Below are 14,959 nucleotides of genomic sequence, written 5' to 3'. Positions count from 1 at the left end.
AGCGCATGGGTATGGTAGCAAAATCACCTGAAATCAACCATATCCGGTGGGGATTTGATGTCCGAAAGTCGCCGCGATCCGATTGTAAGGACCGTGCCACAGCCCGCCGATATGAACGGGAATGGCGATATTTTCGGCGGCTGGGTGCTGTCGCAGATGGATATTGCAGGCGGCGCGCTGGCAGCTCGCAGGGCCAAGGGCAGGGTGGCGACGGTGGCGATCACCGCCATGACCTTCGTCCAGCCCATCAAAGTGGGAGATATGGTGTCGATCTATGGGGATGTCGTGAAGGTCGGCCGGACCTCGATCACCATCACACTGGAAACGGTCGTGCATCGCCGCCACGACGAAACCGACCTGCGCGTCACCCACGGCACCTTCGTGTTCGTGGCGATCGACAACGACGGCAAGCCACGCCCGGTGCCGCAGGACGTGACGGCGTGAGGCGGCTGCTCGCCCTGATCCTTCCGCTTGTTGCCGTGCTGCTGCCGGCTGCCGCGATGGCGCATCCACACCTCTGGGTGCAGCAGCTCGTGCGCGTGGTCGCCAAGGACGGCAAGTATACGCACGTCGAGATCGAATGGCGGTTCGATCCCTTCTCGAGCGAGGTCGAAATCCCGCTGATCGACGAGGACAAGGATGGCAAGTTCTCCGCCCGCGAGATCAAGCTCCTGTCGGACGACATGATGCCGGAACTGAAGAAGGTCGGGTTCATGAGCTGGGTCAGTACCGGCGGCAAGGATTTCCGTCCGTCCAAGGTGTCGCAATTCTCAGCCCGCGTGGACGATCCGGCGAGCTTCACCTTGCCGGATTGGGACCGCTCGGCAGGGGACAATGCCGGCATGGCGATGCCGCCCAACAAACAGGCCAACAAGCCCGAGCCGCCACGCAAGCAGGGGGCACGTAATCTCGTCTACGTCATGCGGTTTGCTTTGCCCGAGCCCAGCAAGACCGTGTCGATTGCGACCTTCGATCCCGATGACTTTATCCGCATCGAGGTCGACAAGGCTTCGATCCCGGCCGGCTGCATGCTGGCCAAGCACCCGACCTACAAGGCCGAGTTCATAAGAGGCTATCCCGTGTTTGCCGATCTCGTGACATGCCAGCTCCCATGAAGACCGCCGCTTTGCGCTCGCCGTTCCTCTGGGTCGGCCTGCTGTTGCTCGCCGCCCTGATCGGCGCCCTGGTGTTCAGCGACAGTGTCGCGGACCTGGCGCGTTATTCGGCGGAGTATCAGCGTCGCATCCAGCAGGTGCTCTCTGGCTCGTTGCGCGACATCAAGTCGGGTAGCAGCTCCTTCGCCCTTTGGACCCTGGTGACGGTCTGCTTCGGCTACGGCGTGGTGCACACGCTGGGACCGGGCCATGGCAAGGCCGTCGTGGTGGCCTACTTCCTGGACAGCAGCAAGCCGCGTGCCTGGATCGAGGGCATTTTTGCCGGCGCCTGGATTGCCTTCACGCATACGCTGGCGGCATTGCTCCTGGCCGGCGCGCTCAAGCTCTCCTCGACCGTCGGACTTCTCAGTGCCCTGCGGGAAGTGCGCAACGTCGAGACCGTGTCTTATGTGCTGATCCTGCTGATCGGCATCTGGCGTCTATGGGCCGGCATCACCGGCCGGCTGCATGAACACGCACATGGAGATCACGACCATGGGCATGATCACGGGCACGGCCATGATCATGGACATCACCATCATCACGATCACGGCGGCCACGACCACCACCATAATCATGGTCACGAAGCGCCGCAGCGAACAATTGCCGGCTGGCTGCTGCTGACGGCGGCGGGCATCGCGCCCTGCGCCGGTGCGCTGGTGGTGATCCTGCTGTCGATCGCCCTCGACGTGATTTGGGCCGGCGTGGTCGGCGTGATTGCCATCGCGCTCGGCATGGCCATCACCCTGGCCGGCATCGGTATGGCGTCGATGGTCGCGCATCGGCTGATCATCGCCGACGGCCGTTCCCAGGAAATCGGCCGCTTCACGGCGATTGCGGCTTCCCTGATCGTGATCGCGACGGCGGGCACGTTGCTTCTGGGTTCTCTCGAACGCTTCCTGCGCTGAGGCCCAAGGTGGCCACCAGCGGGGCGCCCAGCCGATCGTCGCGGCCGCTACTCGGCGTGCTCTTCATGTGCACCGCCTGCGCCCTGTTTCCGATCATGAACGGGCTGGTGAAGCTGCTCGCCGCCACCTACGAGCCGCAGCAGATCGTCTGGTTCCGCATCGTCTCGCATCTCGTGCTCGTCGCGGCGGTCTTCATGCCGCGTATGGGGCTAGGACTGTTGCGCACACGGCGGATCGGCACACAGTTTGTGAGCTCGATCATGATGCTGCTCTCGACCCTGTTCTTCTTCTCGGCGGTGAAGTCGATTCCGGTTGCCGAGGCGATCTCCGTCACCTTCGTGGCGCCACTGGCCGTGGTCCTGCTGGCCTGGCCAATGCTGGGCGAGCGGATCACGCTGTTCCGACTGGCTGCCGTCATCGTGGGGTTCAGCGGCGTGCTGATCGTCATCCGGCCAGGAAGTGCCGTCTTTCAATGGGCCTCGTTGCTGCTGCTGTGCAGCGCCATTTGCTATGCGGTCTACCAGATCCTCATCCGGCGACTGGCCGGCACCGACCATCCTGCGACGTCGATCTTCTACAGCGTGCTGCTGGGCGCCATCATCATGTCGATCTGGCTGCCCTTCGTCTGGAAGATGCCGCTGTCGTGGAATGATTGGGCGCTGCTCTGCTCGCTAGGCGTCTTCGGCGCGCTGGGGCACTACTGCGTGGCCAAGGCCATGACCTACGCTTCGGCGAATTTCGTGGCGCCGTTCAACTACACACAGATGATCGGCTCGGTGATCGTCGGCTACCTCATGTTTTCCGAAGTTCCCGATTTCTACACCTGGCTGGGAACGGCTGTGATCATCGGGGCGGGCCTTATGGTCGGCTGGCAAAGTCGCAGGCCTCAGAGGTCCTGAACAATCCTGAAAAACACCCGAGGAGGAGACATGCCGTATCTCGTCGCCGCCGATCTTCCGAGCGAGCCTGCCGGCGTCCGTTTCCGCGCACTCCTGGACCGACCGCAGATCCTGCGCATGCCCGGCACGCACAACGGCATCGCGGCCCTCCAGGCGGCACGGGCCGGCTTCGAGGCGCTCTACCTCTCCGGTGCCGCCATGTCGTCGTCGATGGGCTTGCCCGATCTCGGCGTGATCACGATCGACGAAGTCTGCTTTTTCATCCGTCAGGTCGCGCGTGCCTCGGGCCTGCCTGTGCTGGTCGATGGCGATACCGGCTATGGCGAAGCGCTAACGTCATGCACATGGTGCGGTCTTTCGAGGAGGCGGGGGCGGGCGCCGTCCATATCGAGGATCAGATTCTTCCCAAGAAATGTGGCCACCTGAACAACAAGAAGCTGGCGGACGCGCATGACATGGCTGCCAAGATCGCAGCCGCCGCCAAGGCGCGACGCAACCTGGTGGTCATTGCCCGCACCGATGCAGCGGCCAGCGAAGGGATCGACGGCGCGGTGGCCCGGGCGCGGCTCTACCTGCAGGCCGGTGCCGATGCGATCTTTCCCGAGGCGTTGACCAACGCCGACATGTTCCGCGCCTTCGCCAAGGCCATGCCCGGCGTGAAGCTCCTGGCCAACATGACCGAGTTCGGGCGCACGCCGTTCTTTACGGCGAGTGAGTTCGAGGCGATGGGATATCGCATGGTGATCTGGCCGGTCTCGGCGTTGCGGGCCGCCAACAAGGCTCAGGAGCGGGTGTTCGCTGCACTCCAGAAGGATGGTGGCACGCAGAAGGTCGTGGACCAGATGCAGACCCGCCAGGAGCTTTACGACACGATCGGCTACCACGAGTACGAGGCACTGGATGCCTCGATCGTGAAGACGGTCGTGCCGCAAGGCATGCCACAGCGAGATTAGACAGCGTATCGCTGGGAGAACAAGAAAGGTCCGTAATACGGACTTCTACATCTCATTGCTGTTCCGATGAAGTTGCAGCCCATTAGCTGTCGTGGTCAGCCATGGCAGCCTTGGCTGGATAAAGAAGAATTCAGCAAGCAAGGGATGGAGACTGAAATGCCCCAGACTGCTGCCGTTGTGCAGGATGCCGTTTCGGAGATTCACACGCCGCAGGCTTGGTACGGTCCGGAGCAGGCGAAGCTTACTGACTGGCGCCATGAGCTGACCGACTCCGACCGTCAGGAGCTGCGGGCGGCACTCGACGTGGCGCGCAAGAGCGGGCTGCCGTTGCAGGAGCTGGGCCGAGAACAGTTTCCGCTCATCGGGTTGGCAGGCCGGCTCGCCCGCCTGCGCCGCGAAACTCTCGACGGGCGGGGGTTCTTTCTGCTGCGCGGCCTGCCGGTGGCCGAATACTCGCCCTGGGAAAGCGCCGCCGCCTTCTGGGGGATCGGGCTGTATCTCGGCGAAGCGGTCTCGCAGAACGGCAAGGGCCATGTTCTGGGCCACGTTGCCAATCTCGGTCTGGACTATGCCGATCCCGAGGTGCGCGGCTACCAGACCAGTGCCAGGCTGAACTTTCACACGGATTCTTCGGACCTGGTGGGATTGCTCTGCCTGCAGACGCCGCAGTCCGGAGGCCTGTCGAGCATCGCGAGTTCGACGACAGTGTGGAATGAGATGCTTCGCCGGCGCCCCGATCTCGCGCAGGCACTCCTCGATCCCGTCTACTACACGCGCTGGGGCGAGATCGGCAGCGGCTTGAAGCCGTACTACGGCGTTCCGGTCTTCTCGGCCTGCGACGGTCACATGGTCACCCGCTATGTGCGCAGCTCCATTCGCAAGGCACAGCTCATGCCGGAAGTGCCGCGACTGACTCCGCTCCAGGAGGAGGCGCTCGACTTCTTCGACGGCCTGACCAACGACCCGACGATCCATCTCTCGATGGAGTTCCGTCCCGGCGACATCCAGATGCTATGCAACCATTGGATTCTGCATTCGCGAACCTCCTACGTGGACTGGCCGGAGCCCGAGAGGCGGCGTCACCTGTTGCGGCTGTGGCTCGCCTGCGAGGATGGACCGGCTCTGCCTGACAGCTTCACGAGCAACGTGCGCGGCGCGACGCGCAGCGGCCGTCCGGGCGGAATCGAAGTACCGGGCGTACCGCTCTCCGCTCCACTCGAGCCCTGCTGAAGGACGCAATGAGGCTTCCTTCTCTTCTTCTCGCGACCCTGTGCGTCGCGCTTGCCGCTCTTGGAAATCCGGCTCTTGCCAAATGGCCCGAGCAGCCGATCCGCATCGTCGTGCCCTATCCGGCCGGCGGTGGCGTCGACGTCATGATGCGTGTGCTGGCGCCGATAATGAGCGAGCGGCTCGGGCAGCCGGTGATAATCGACAATCGCGCAGGCGCGAACGCCAACATCGGCACGGCAATTGTCGGCACTGCGAAGCCAGACGGCTACACGCTCCTGGCCAGCGCGACGTACCTCACGGTCAACCCGCTCATCGAGACGGGGCTGGCCTGGAAGCCGTCGGAGTTCACGCCGGTTGCAGGCCTAACTCGCACCTACAATCTTTTCATGGCGAATGGCACGTCGCCCTGGAAGAATCTCGGCGACTTCGTCACCGCGGCCCGTGCTCAGCCGGGGCTGGCTATCGCTCCCGGCGGCACGGGATCGCCTCAGTCGATGGCGCATCGGATGTTGCGAGTTCGTACCGGCCTGCAGTTCACCGAGATTCCCTATCGTGGCACACCGCCGCTCCTGGTGGATCTTGGCAATGGCACGCTTGCCATGGGTGTCGCGCCATTAGCCGCGGTGCTGGGTATGCTGGAAAGCGGAAAGTTGAAGGCGCTGGCCGTTGCCAGCGAGCAGCGCTCGCAGCTTCTTCCCGATGTCCAGACGACAGGCGAAGCGGGCTATCCTGACGTGATCGCGGAGAGCTGGTACGGGCTGCACGCCCCAGCCGGCACGCCACCTGCCATCGTTCAAGCTGTCGCGGAGGCTGCCCGGGTAGCGACAGCCGATCCGAAGGCACAGGCTATCGCGCTTAAGGCTGGCGGGGAGACTGCTTTCCTCGATACGCGCGACTTCGAGGCGTTTCTCGTGCGCGACCGGCAACGCTGGGAGCGGATCGTGGCCGAGGTGAGCAAGGGGCAATAGACGTCCGGGCTCTGGCGGCTAGAGCCCCAGAGCGGACAGGTCAGGCGCGCGGCGGTGGAAGTCCGTCGCGTCCTGGAAGGCTTTACCCAGGCGCAGCACGTCACGTTCTGCGAATGGCTTGCCGACGATCTGGATACCAACCGGCAGGCCGCCGGAAAGCCCCGACGGCATGGCGAGGCTGCACAGGCCGAGATAGTTGGCGGGCCGGGTCAGGAAGCCTGGGATTGGCGATGTCTCGTCGACCTCCGAGAGCGGAATTGCCGGGATCGCCATCGTCGGCAGCAGGATCGCATCGTGCGGGGCGAACCATTCGCCGAAAGCACGGCGGCGGCCCTCCAGGGCGCGCAGCTCCTCGGCATAGGCGCCGGGCGACAGGGTTTTGGCTGCCTGTGCCCGCGCCCGCACGCCGGGGCCGATTGCCTTCGACATGTCCTCGATATAGTCGCGATGCAGGGAGTAGGCCTCCGAGGCGATCAGCGTGCCGGCGGGCCGCGACAGGTCGAAAAACCAGTCGGGCAGACGCACGGCCTCGACTGTAGCGCCAAGGCTCTCGAAGGTGCGGGCAGCGGCCTGCCAGGCCTTGGCCACATCGACATGCATGAAATTCGGCAACTGCTTGGTGTCGGGCATGGCGATGCGCATGCCTTCGATCGAGCCGGGCCGTACCGCTTCGGTGAAATCTTCGAGCGGCTGACCAAGGGTCGTCGGGTCGCGTGGATCAGGCGCGGCAAGGGCGTTCAGCATCAGCGCGCAATCCTCGACCGAGCGGGCCATCGGGCCGATCGAGTCGAATGACCAGCTTAGCAGCATCGTGCCCGAGAGGCCGATACGACCGAAAGTGACCTTGAGGCCTACGAGACCGTTGAAGGCAGAAGGAATGCGCACCGAGCCGCCCGTGTCGCTACCGATACCGGCCGGCGTCAGACGAGCGGCGACCGCGACGCCAGTGCCACTCGATGAACCGCCGGGCACGCGATGGGTTCCAAGGTCCCACGGGTTCCACGGCGCGCCCATCAGCGGATTGGTACCCCAACCGCCGAAGGCGAACTCGACCATGTGCAGCTTGCCGAGCGGCACCATGCCGGCGGCCGTCAATCGCTCGACGGTGTTGGAGGTCATATTGGCGATGCGGTCCTCGAACATCTTGGAACCGCCGGTACCGACGCGCCCGGCGATATCGCAGAGATCCTTGTAGGCAATCGGCAGTCCGTGCAGCGGGCCAAGTGGAAAGCCGGATGTCCGCGCCGTATCGGCGGCATCGGCCAGAGCGCAGGCTTCTTTGGCGTAGATTTCTGTGAAGGCATGCAGCTTGCCATTGGCCTTGGCAATGCGAGCGAGAAGCGCGTCGACGATCTCGCGGGAGGAGAAGCGCTTCGCCGCGAGGCCCGCGGAGAGCTCGGTGAGGGTGAGGTCGTGAAGGTTGCTCATTAGTAAGTCGCCCGACCGCCGGAGAGATCGAAGGTCGAACCCGTCGCAAAGGTGCAGAGCGGGGACGCGAGCCAGGCCACCATCTCGGCCACTTCCTCGACTTCGCCGAAGCGGTTCATAGGAATCTTGGAAAGCATGTACTGGATATGCTGCTCGGTCATCTGGCTGAACAACTCCGTCTTCACGACCGCCGGCGCCACGCAGTTCACCAGCACGCCCGTCGTCGCAAGCTCCTTGCCAAGAGACTTGGTGAGGCCAATGACGCCGGCCTTGGACGCGGAGTAGGCGGAGGCGTTCGGGTTGCCTTCCTTGCCGGCGACCGAGGCGATGTTGACGATGCGACCCCAGCCACGCTTGGACATGCCGCTTGCGACGGCACGATTGCAGAGGAAGACGCCGGTGAGGTTGATGTCGATCACCTGTCTCCAGGCGTCGACAGGATAGTTCACGACCGTCGTGTTGGGCCCGGTGATGCCGGCGCTGGCGACCAGAATGTCGGGGGCGGCAAGGTCCTTCTCGGTGGCGGCGAGCGCTTTGGCGATCGACTCCTCGCTGGTGACGTCGACCGAGACGGCAATCGCTCCCTTGAGCGCAGCAACCGATTGCTTGGCGCGTTCGAGGTCGCGATCCCACAGCGCCACCCGGCCGCCACCGGCAGCAATTTTCGCAGCGCAAGCCAGCCCGATTCCCCGCGCACCGCCGGTGACGATCGCAGTGCGTCCCTTGAATAACTCAGGCCCCATGCGCTTCCTCCAAATGCTTGAATTATCTTGCTATTCCTACCATATCGGGGCACCGCTCCATCCGCTACACTGACGCTTCAGCATCCCTCCGAGTTTTCAGGAGTTTCATGCCTTCGCCCATTCCGGCGTCGATTGACGCCACCGTCGAGCTTCTGAAAGGCGGCGACTACATCGCCGATCGCAGCCTCGCCACTGTCCTCTATCTCGCGCTCAAGCTCGGCCGACCGCTGTTCTGCGAAGGTGAGGCGGGCGTCGGCAAGACGGAGATTGCCAAGGTCCTCGCCAAGACGCTGAACCGGCCGCTGATCCGACTACAGTGCTATGAAGGCCTCGACGTGGCCTCGGCCGTGTACGAGTGGAACTATGCGCGGCAGATGATCGAGATTCGCCTGGCGGAGGCGCAGGGCGTTCATGACCGCGGCGAGATTGCCGCCGACATCTTCAACGAGAAATTTCTGATCCGCCGTCCGCTCCTTGAGGCGCTGCAGCCACATGCCGAAGGCGCACCGATCCTGCTGATCGACGAACTCGACCGCACCGACGAGCCGTTCGAGGCGTACCTGCTCGAAGTCCTGTCTGACTTCCAGGTAACCATTCCCGAACTCGGCACGGTGAAGGCGGCGGAGACACCGATCGTGATCATCACGTCGAATCGGACGCGCGAAATCCACGACGCGCTGAAGCGCCGCTGCTTCTATCACTGGGTCGACTATCCCGATCTCAAGCGTGAGCTCGAGATTTTACAGGTCAAGGCGCCGGGCAGCTCGGAGCGGCTGTCGCGCCAGGTCGTGGGCTTCGTCCAGGAGTTGCGCAAGCTCGACCTGTTCAAGGCGCCGGGTGTTGCCGAATCGATCGACTGGGCCACGGCGCTGTCGGAGCTGAACGCCCTCGATCTCGATCCCAAGACGATCAACGACACACTGGGCGTACTGCTGAAATACCAGGACGACATCCAGCGCCTGCAGGGCTCGGAAGCGGCCGAAATCCTGCGCCAGGTGAAGTCGGACATCGCCGCTCAGCCACTGGGCTGAGTGCCGCGCGATGGACGCGCTGCCCGAACCGATGGCGTCGCCGCAACCGCGCGGCGGCAAGCTCGCCACCAATATCGTTCACTTCGCGCGGACCTTGCGCACGGCCGGGCTGCGGGTCGGGCCGGGACAGATACTGCGCGCCATCGAGGCGGTGGAAGCGGCGGGCCTGCAAAAGCGCGACGATTTCTACTGGACGCTCCATTCGGTTTTCGTGAACCGCCGCGACCAGCGCGAAATCTTCGACCAGGCGTTCCATGTCTACTGGCGCAATCCGCGTCTCCTCGAAAAGATGATGGAGATGCTCCTGCCACAGGTCGGTGTGCCGGCCGAGCAGGATCAGCGTAAGCAGCTCAGCCGACGTCTGCAGGACGCGTTGCAGGCCGGCAAGGGTGAGGCGCCGGAGCAGGCGGACGAACCGCCGGAAGTCGAAGTCGAGGCGACCTTCACGGTCTCGGACCGCGAAGTGCTGCAGCATCGCGACTTCGAGCAGATGTCGCAGGCCGAGATCGACGAGGCCTTGCGCGCCGTCGCGCGGATGCGTCTGCCGGTTCCGGAGCGCAAGACCCGGCGCTATCAGCCGGCCCGACGCGGGCCGCGGGTCGATTTCCGGGCCTCGCTGCGGCGCGCACTGCGGCCGGAGGGGCTGACCGAACTCCGTAAGCGCGAACCGCGCCGCCGCCCGCCACCGCTGGTCATTCTGTGCGACATCTCAGGGTCGATGGCCCGCTACACGCGCATGTTCCTGCATTTCATGCACGCCATCACCAACGACCGCGACCGTGTCTATTGCTTCACCTTCGGTACGCGGCTCTCGAACGTGACGCGTGCGCTGCGCAATCGCGATGTCGACATCGCCTTGCAGAAGGCATCGGCGCAGGTAGAGGACTGGTCGGGCGGTACCCGCATCGGTCTGGCCTTGCATGAGTTCAACAACAAATGGTCGCGCCGCGTCCTAGGGCAGGGCGCCGTGGTCCTGCTGATCACCGATGGGCTGGATCGCGAAGGTGCCGCAGGTTTAGGTGAGGAAATGGAACGTCTTCATAAATCCTGCTCACGTCTGATCTGGCTCAACCCGCTCTTGCGATACGGCGCCTACGAGCCCAAATCTCAAGGCAACAAGGCCATGTTGCCGCATGTCGACGAGTTCCGTCCGGTGCACAATCTGGAAAGCCTGGCGGGGTTGATTGCCGCTCTGGGTAAGCAGGTCACCGGGGCCGACAGACGTCTCGCGGGATGGCAGACCGAACTTCGCAAGGAGTAGATCATGAGCGACGCACTCGATGTCCTGGATCAGGTCGGCAAGTGGAAAGCAGGCGGCAAGGGTGTCGCCATCGCCACTGTGATCACCACCTGGGGCTCTTCGCCTCGACCGGTCGGCAGCCAGCTCGGCGTCGACGACACGGGCGCGATGGTGGGCTCCGTCTCGGGAGGCTGCATCGAAGGCGCCGTCGTAAAGGAAGCGTTGGCGGCCATCGCCGACGGCAAGCCACGGCTGCTGGATTTCGGCGTTTCCGACGAACAGGCCTGGGATGTCGGGCTGGCGTGCGGCGGTAAGGTGCAGGTCTTCGTCGAGAAGGTGAACTGAACCATGAAGGCCGAGACCCTGGCCGCGCTCCAGGAAGCGCGCAACAAACGGCACGCCCTGGCGCTGGCCACACGGCTCAGCGATGCCGCCGAAACCTTGATCTATCCGGACAAGGCACTGGGCGCGCAGGCGAGTGACGAGACGTTGCTGTCGGCGGCGCGGCGCGCACTCGAGATCGGTCGCAGTGAAACCGTCGATGTCGGCGGCCAGCGTATTTTCCTGAACGTCTACGTGCCGCCGCCGCGATTGATCATTGTCGGCGCCGTCCACATTGCGCAGTCGCTGGCGCCCATGGCGTCGCTGCTCGACTTCGATGTCACCGTCGTCGATCCACGCCGCGCCTTCGCGACCGACAGCCGCTTCCCTGGCGTAAAGGTGATGCAGGAATGGGCCGACGAGGCCTTCGAAAAGATGGGCCTCGACCGATCGACGGCCGTCGTCACTCTGACGCACGATCCCAAGCTTGACGATCCGGCGCTCGAATACGCGCTGAAGTCGGAGGTCTTCTATATCGGCGCACTCGGCAGCCGGAAGACCCACGCCAAGCGCAAGGAGCGGTTGGCCGAAGCGGGGATCACCGAGGAACAGTTCGCGCGCGTCCACGGTCCGGTCGGACTCAACATCGGCGCCAAGTCGCCGGCCGAGATCGCCATCTCCATCCTGGGCCAGATCATCGAAGTACGTGCACGCCGCCTCGAAGCCTTGTCCGCGCCGAAGGTCGCCGCAGCGTGAGATTCGGCGAAACCCCCATCGACGAGGCGACGGGCGCCATCCTGGCGCATAGCTGGCGTGCGAACGGCGTGAACTTCTCCAAGGGCCGTGTGCTCTCGGCCGACGATATCGCCAAGCTGAAGGCGGTTGGCGTCGCGACAGTCGTCGCGGCCAAGCTCGACGAAGAGGATATTCACGAAGACGAAGCGGCAGCCAACGTCGCCAAGGTTCTGGCGGGCGGGGGCATAGAGGTCACGGCGCCCTTTACCGGCCGCTGCAATCATTTCGCTCGCGAAGCCGGGCTCGCCGTCGTCGATCGTGAGCGCATCGACGAGCTGAACGAACTCGATGAATCGGTGACGGTGGCGACCCTGCCGCCGTTCGCCAGGGTCGAGCCGCGCCAGATGGTGGCAACCGTCAAGATCATTCCTTATGCCGCGCCGCGCACCGCCGTTGCCCGTGCCATCGGTGTTGCCAAGTCGGCCAATCGACCTTTGGTTTCGGTGGCGCCGTTCCAGTCGATGCGCGCCGGTCTGGTTCAGACGAGACTGCCGGGCACGCGTGACAAGGTTTTGGACAAGGCGGTCGTCACGACCACCAAGCGCCTGACATCGCTCGGTAGCACCCTGAACGGCGAGCGCCGAGTCGCGCACGACGCGAAGGAGATCGCCGGCGCCTTGGCCGAACTGAAGGCCGAAGGATGCGACCTGTTCCTGATTGCCGGCGCATCGGCGATCGTCGACCGTCACGATGTCGTGCCGTCAGGCATCGAAGTCGCGGGTGGGAAGGTCATTCACTTCGGCATGCCGGTCGATCCGGGCAACCTGCTGCTGACGGGTGAATTCGACGGCAAGCCGGTGCTGGGCCTGCCGGGCTGTGCGAAGTCGCCCAAGTATAACGGCTTCGACATGGTGCTAGAGCGTCTCGCCGCGCGGCTGCCGGTCGGGCGTGCCGAGATCGTGCGCATGGGATCGGGCGGCCTGCTGGCCGAAATCCCGAGCCGTCCGCAGCCGCGCGACGACAGCGATGCCGAAGGTGAGGGGCCGCAACAGGCGCCCCGAGTCGCCGCACTCGTCCTGGCCGCCGGCCGCTCGACGCGCATGGGTGGACCCAACAAGCTCTTGGCCGACGCCAAGGGCGAGCCTCTGGTCGTGCATGCGGTGAAAGCGGCGCTGGCGTCGCAAGCCGTCGAGGTCGTGGTCGTGCTGGGTCACATGGAAGACCAGGTGCGACCGGCGATCGAGAAGGCTGTGCCGCCGAAATCGCGGCTGCGTTTCGTCACCAATCCAGATTTCGCGGAAGGCCTCAGCACTTCCGTGAAAACCGGGATCGGTGCGCTCGGCGCGAACATCGACGCGGCCATCGTGCAGCTCGGCGACATGCCGGGTGTCGGTGCGCCGTTGCTCGACCGATTGACTGCCGCTTTCAGTCCGGTCGAGGGCCGCGCGATCTGCGTGCCGACTGTCGGCGGCAAACGCGGCAATCCCGTCCTGTGGGCACGCCGCTTCTTCCCGGAGATGACCAAGCTCTCAGGTGACAGCGGCGCCAAGCATCTGATCGGCGAGCACGCCGATCTGGTCTGTGAGGTCGAGATGACGGGCGAGGCCGCCATCACCGACATCGACACGCCGGAAGCGCTGGCAGCCTGGCGGGAACGGAGTACGGCATGAGTTTCGATGTCGCCGCTGTTCGCCGGCAGTTTCCTATTCTCTCCGAGATCATCGACGGCCGGCCGGTTCACTATCTCGACAATGGTGCCTCGGCGCAGACGCCGCTGGCTGTGATCGACGCGGTGCGGCACTACGAAACGACCAGCCGTGCCAATGTGCTGCGTGGTGTGCATCGCCTCGCCGAACGGGCGACCGAGGCCTACGAGAACGCACGCGCCGAGGTGGCGAAGTTCCTTGGTGTTCAGCCGCTGGAAGTGATCTTCACCGGTGGCTGCACGGCGGCGATCAATCTGGTGGCCTATTCCTACGGCTCTCTGCTGAAGCCCGGGGATCGCATTCTGCTCTCCGAGCTGGAGCATCATTCCAATATCGTGCCCTGGCAGCTCCTGCGCGCCCGTTCGGGCATCGAGATCGACATGATCCCGGTGACGGAAGATGGCCGCATCGATCTCAACGAATTGCCACGCCTGCTGACATCGAAGACCAAGCTGGTTTCGCTAGCCCACGTCTCGAATGTGACCGGTGCGCTGCTCGATATCCGCACTGTTGTCACGGCGGCAAAGGCCGTCGGCGCCAAGGTGATGCTCGATGGCGCACAACGTGCGCCGCACGGACCGCTCGACCTGCCGTCGCTTGGCATCGATTTCTATGCCTTCGCGGGCCACAAGGCCTACGGGCCGAACGGCATCGGCGTGCTGTGGGGCAAGCCTGAGCTGCTCGACGCGATGCCGCCGTTCATGGGCGGTGGTTCGATGATCGGACGAGTGACCTTCGCCGAGACGACATGGGCACCATCGCCGCGCCGCTTCGAGGCCGGCACGCCGGCGATCGGTCCCGCGATAGGCCTCGGCGCCGCCTGTACCTGGATGCAAGCACTAGACTGGACAGCGGCGCACGATCACGAGATGGGCTTGGTGCAGCGGCTGATGGACGGGCTGCAGAAGGTCGATGGCACCAGGCTGTTCGGCCCGGCAAGCCTGCAGAACCGTTATCCGGTCGTGTCGTTCACCCTGGACGGTGTGCATCCGCATGACGTCGCCCAGACCCTCGACTCCTTCGGCGTTGCGGTCCGTGCCGGTCACCACTGTGCTCAACCCTTGATGGACCGCTTCGATCTCGACGGTACGACGCGCGTTTCGATGGCACCCTATAACGACAACACCGACATCGACGCGCTGCTGGCCGGCGTGGCGCATGCCGCTCGTACCTTGAGATGAACGACCAGCTCTATCAGGACCGCATTGTCGCGCTCGCCAAGGCCAAGACCGGTGCCGGCAAGCTCGATGCGCCGACCAGGTCGGCCCGGCGCGACAATCCATTGTGCGGCGATCGCGTTACGATGGACATCAAGCTGGACGGGCAGGGACGTATCACCGAGATCGCGCATCAGGTGCGCGGCTGTCTCCTGTGCCAGGCCTCGGCCGCTGCACTGTCGGCGGTGGCGGTCGGCCGCGATGCGGCAGGTATCTCCGACATCCGGCATGATGCCGAGCGCGCAATAGGTCGCGAGGCCGGAGACCCGCGCGAACCGTTCACGGCCTTCGCGCCGGTCGCAGCACACAAGTCGCGACAGGAATGCGTGTTGCTTCCCTTCGAAGCCCTGAAGGACGCGCTCTCGTAGTTTCGTCGCGCGGTTGCCGCGGTTGTGTCACAGTCGCCCCTCACGGTGCGCGTGCATC

15 protein-coding genes and 1 pseudogene are annotated in these 14,959 nt (G+C 64.4%); 14 read left to right on the top strand and 2 right to left on the bottom strand.

Annotated features, from left to right (window positions below; genetic code table 11):
- The first annotated feature begins 57 nt into the window (after positions 1-57).
- The 7 genes and pseudogenes from EPO50_RS05390 (at position 58) to EPO50_RS05360 (ending at position 6,112) form a co-directional block, all read left to right on the top strand.
- Positions 58-444 (top strand): acyl-CoA thioesterase, encoded by a 387-nt coding sequence (locus tag EPO50_RS05390; protein ID WP_296341732.1) that lies wholly within the window; start codon positions 58-60, stop codon positions 442-444.
- The gene (locus tag EPO50_RS05385; protein WP_296341731.1) at positions 441-1,115 is read left to right on the top strand and encodes a DUF1007 family protein; all 675 of its coding nucleotides are present in this window, start codon (positions 441-443) and stop codon (positions 1,113-1,115) included. The genes EPO50_RS05390 and EPO50_RS05385 overlap by 4 nt, the downstream gene beginning before the upstream one ends.
- Positions 1,112-2,062 carry a hypothetical protein gene (locus EPO50_RS05380; RefSeq protein ID WP_296341729.1) on the top strand — a complete coding sequence of 317 codons (951 nt, stop codon included), beginning with the start codon at positions 1,112-1,114 and terminating at the stop codon, positions 2,060-2,062. Before EPO50_RS05385 ends, EPO50_RS05380 begins: the two co-directional genes overlap by 4 nt.
- A gap of 8 nt (positions 2,063-2,070) precedes the next feature.
- Positions 2,071-2,961: a DMT family transporter gene (locus EPO50_RS05375; RefSeq protein ID WP_296341727.1), complete on the top strand. Its 891-nt coding sequence runs from the start codon at positions 2,071-2,073 to the stop codon at positions 2,959-2,961.
- Between the two features lie 30 nt (positions 2,962-2,991).
- Positions 2,992-3,914: pseudogene (prpB, locus tag EPO50_RS05370) on the top strand (methylisocitrate lyase).
- Between the two features lie 156 nt (positions 3,915-4,070).
- A complete protein-coding gene (locus EPO50_RS05365) occupies positions 4,071-5,144 on the top strand; it encodes a TauD/TfdA family dioxygenase (protein ID WP_296341725.1) in 1,074 nt (357 codons plus the stop codon).
- Between the two features lie 8 nt (positions 5,145-5,152).
- Entirely contained in the window at positions 5,153-6,112 is a 960-nt protein-coding gene (locus tag EPO50_RS05360; RefSeq protein ID WP_296341723.1) for a tripartite tricarboxylate transporter substrate binding protein, read from the top strand.
- 18 nt (positions 6,113-6,130) lie between these two features.
- Here the strand turns inward: EPO50_RS05360 and EPO50_RS05355 are convergent, their stop codons facing one another.
- Positions 6,131-7,540, bottom strand: coding sequence for an amidase (locus EPO50_RS05355; RefSeq protein ID WP_296341721.1), 1,410 nt, complete (start codon positions 7,538-7,540; stop codon positions 6,131-6,133).
- Positions 7,540-8,283, bottom strand: a complete 744-nt coding sequence (locus EPO50_RS05350) for an SDR family NAD(P)-dependent oxidoreductase (RefSeq protein WP_296341719.1) — start codon at positions 8,281-8,283, stop codon at positions 7,540-7,542. The genes EPO50_RS05355 and EPO50_RS05350 overlap by 1 nt, the downstream gene beginning before the upstream one ends.
- Before the next feature lie 107 nt (positions 8,284-8,390).
- Between EPO50_RS05350 and EPO50_RS05345 the strand changes: the two genes are divergently transcribed.
- Genes EPO50_RS05345 through EPO50_RS05315 form a run of 7 tightly spaced genes read left to right on the top strand, consistent with a single transcriptional unit; the run spans position 8,391 to position 14,901 of the window.
- Positions 8,391-9,314, top strand: a complete 924-nt coding sequence (locus tag EPO50_RS05345) for a MoxR family ATPase (protein ID WP_296341718.1) — start codon at positions 8,391-8,393, stop codon at positions 9,312-9,314.
- A 10-nt stretch (positions 9,315-9,324) separates the two neighbouring features.
- Positions 9,325-10,575: a VWA domain-containing protein gene (locus EPO50_RS05340; protein ID WP_296341716.1), complete on the top strand. Its 1,251-nt coding sequence runs from the start codon at positions 9,325-9,327 to the stop codon at positions 10,573-10,575.
- A gap of 3 nt (positions 10,576-10,578) precedes the next feature.
- Entirely contained in the window at positions 10,579-10,899 is a 321-nt protein-coding gene (locus EPO50_RS05335; RefSeq protein ID WP_296341715.1) for an XdhC family protein, read from the top strand.
- Between the two features lie 3 nt (positions 10,900-10,902).
- Positions 10,903-11,631, top strand: a complete 729-nt coding sequence (locus tag EPO50_RS05330; RefSeq protein ID WP_296341712.1) for an XdhC family protein — start codon at positions 10,903-10,905, stop codon at positions 11,629-11,631.
- Entirely contained in the window at positions 11,628-13,280 is a 1,653-nt protein-coding gene (locus EPO50_RS05325) for a molybdopterin-binding/glycosyltransferase family 2 protein (protein ID WP_296341710.1), read from the top strand. The genes EPO50_RS05330 and EPO50_RS05325 overlap by 4 nt, the downstream gene beginning before the upstream one ends.
- A complete protein-coding gene (locus EPO50_RS05320; RefSeq protein ID WP_296341708.1) occupies positions 13,277-14,497 on the top strand; it encodes a SufS family cysteine desulfurase in 1,221 nt (406 codons plus the stop codon). The genes EPO50_RS05325 and EPO50_RS05320 overlap by 4 nt, the downstream gene beginning before the upstream one ends.
- Positions 14,494-14,901 carry an iron-sulfur cluster assembly scaffold protein gene (locus EPO50_RS05315; RefSeq protein ID WP_296341706.1) on the top strand — a complete coding sequence of 136 codons (408 nt, stop codon included), beginning with the start codon at positions 14,494-14,496 and terminating at the stop codon, positions 14,899-14,901. The genes EPO50_RS05320 and EPO50_RS05315 overlap by 4 nt, the downstream gene beginning before the upstream one ends.
- Positions 14,902-14,959: the final 58 nt, after the last annotated feature.

This window comes from Reyranella sp. (genome assembly GCF_004297405.1).
Taxonomy (GTDB): Bacteria; Pseudomonadota; Alphaproteobacteria; order Reyranellales; family Reyranellaceae; genus Reyranella.
This window is presented reverse-complemented; position numbering and strand designations above follow the sequence as displayed.

Bases quoted from the DNA above. Each gene is read 5' to 3' on its own strand.
- EPO50_RS05360 (WP_296341723.1), top strand. From the start codon at position 5,153: ATGAGGCTTCCTTCTCTTCTTCTCGCGACCCTGTGCGTCGCGCTTGCC.
- EPO50_RS05345 (WP_296341718.1), top strand. From the start codon at position 8,391: ATGCCTTCGCCCATTCCGGCGTCGATTGACGCCACCGTCGAGCTTCTG.
- EPO50_RS05355 (WP_296341721.1), bottom strand. From the start codon at position 7,540: ATGAGCAACCTTCACGACCTCACCCTCACCGAGCTCTCCGCGGGCCTC.
- EPO50_RS05340 (WP_296341716.1), top strand. From the start codon at position 9,325: ATGGACGCGCTGCCCGAACCGATGGCGTCGCCGCAACCGCGCGGCGGC.
- EPO50_RS05335 (WP_296341715.1), top strand. From the start codon at position 10,579: ATGAGCGACGCACTCGATGTCCTGGATCAGGTCGGCAAGTGGAAAGCA.
- EPO50_RS05390 (WP_296341732.1), top strand. From the start codon at position 58: ATGTCCGAAAGTCGCCGCGATCCGATTGTAAGGACCGTGCCACAGCCC.
- EPO50_RS05380 (WP_296341729.1), top strand. From the start codon at position 1,112: ATGAAGACCGCCGCTTTGCGCTCGCCGTTCCTCTGGGTCGGCCTGCTG.
- EPO50_RS05365 (WP_296341725.1), top strand. From the start codon at position 4,071: ATGCCCCAGACTGCTGCCGTTGTGCAGGATGCCGTTTCGGAGATTCAC.
- EPO50_RS05320 (WP_296341708.1), top strand. From the start codon at position 13,277: ATGAGTTTCGATGTCGCCGCTGTTCGCCGGCAGTTTCCTATTCTCTCC.
- EPO50_RS05350 (WP_296341719.1), bottom strand. From the start codon at position 8,283: ATGGGGCCTGAGTTATTCAAGGGACGCACTGCGATCGTCACCGGCGGT.
- EPO50_RS05330 (WP_296341712.1), top strand. From the start codon at position 10,903: ATGAAGGCCGAGACCCTGGCCGCGCTCCAGGAAGCGCGCAACAAACGG.
- EPO50_RS05315 (WP_296341706.1), top strand. From the start codon at position 14,494: ATGAACGACCAGCTCTATCAGGACCGCATTGTCGCGCTCGCCAAGGCC.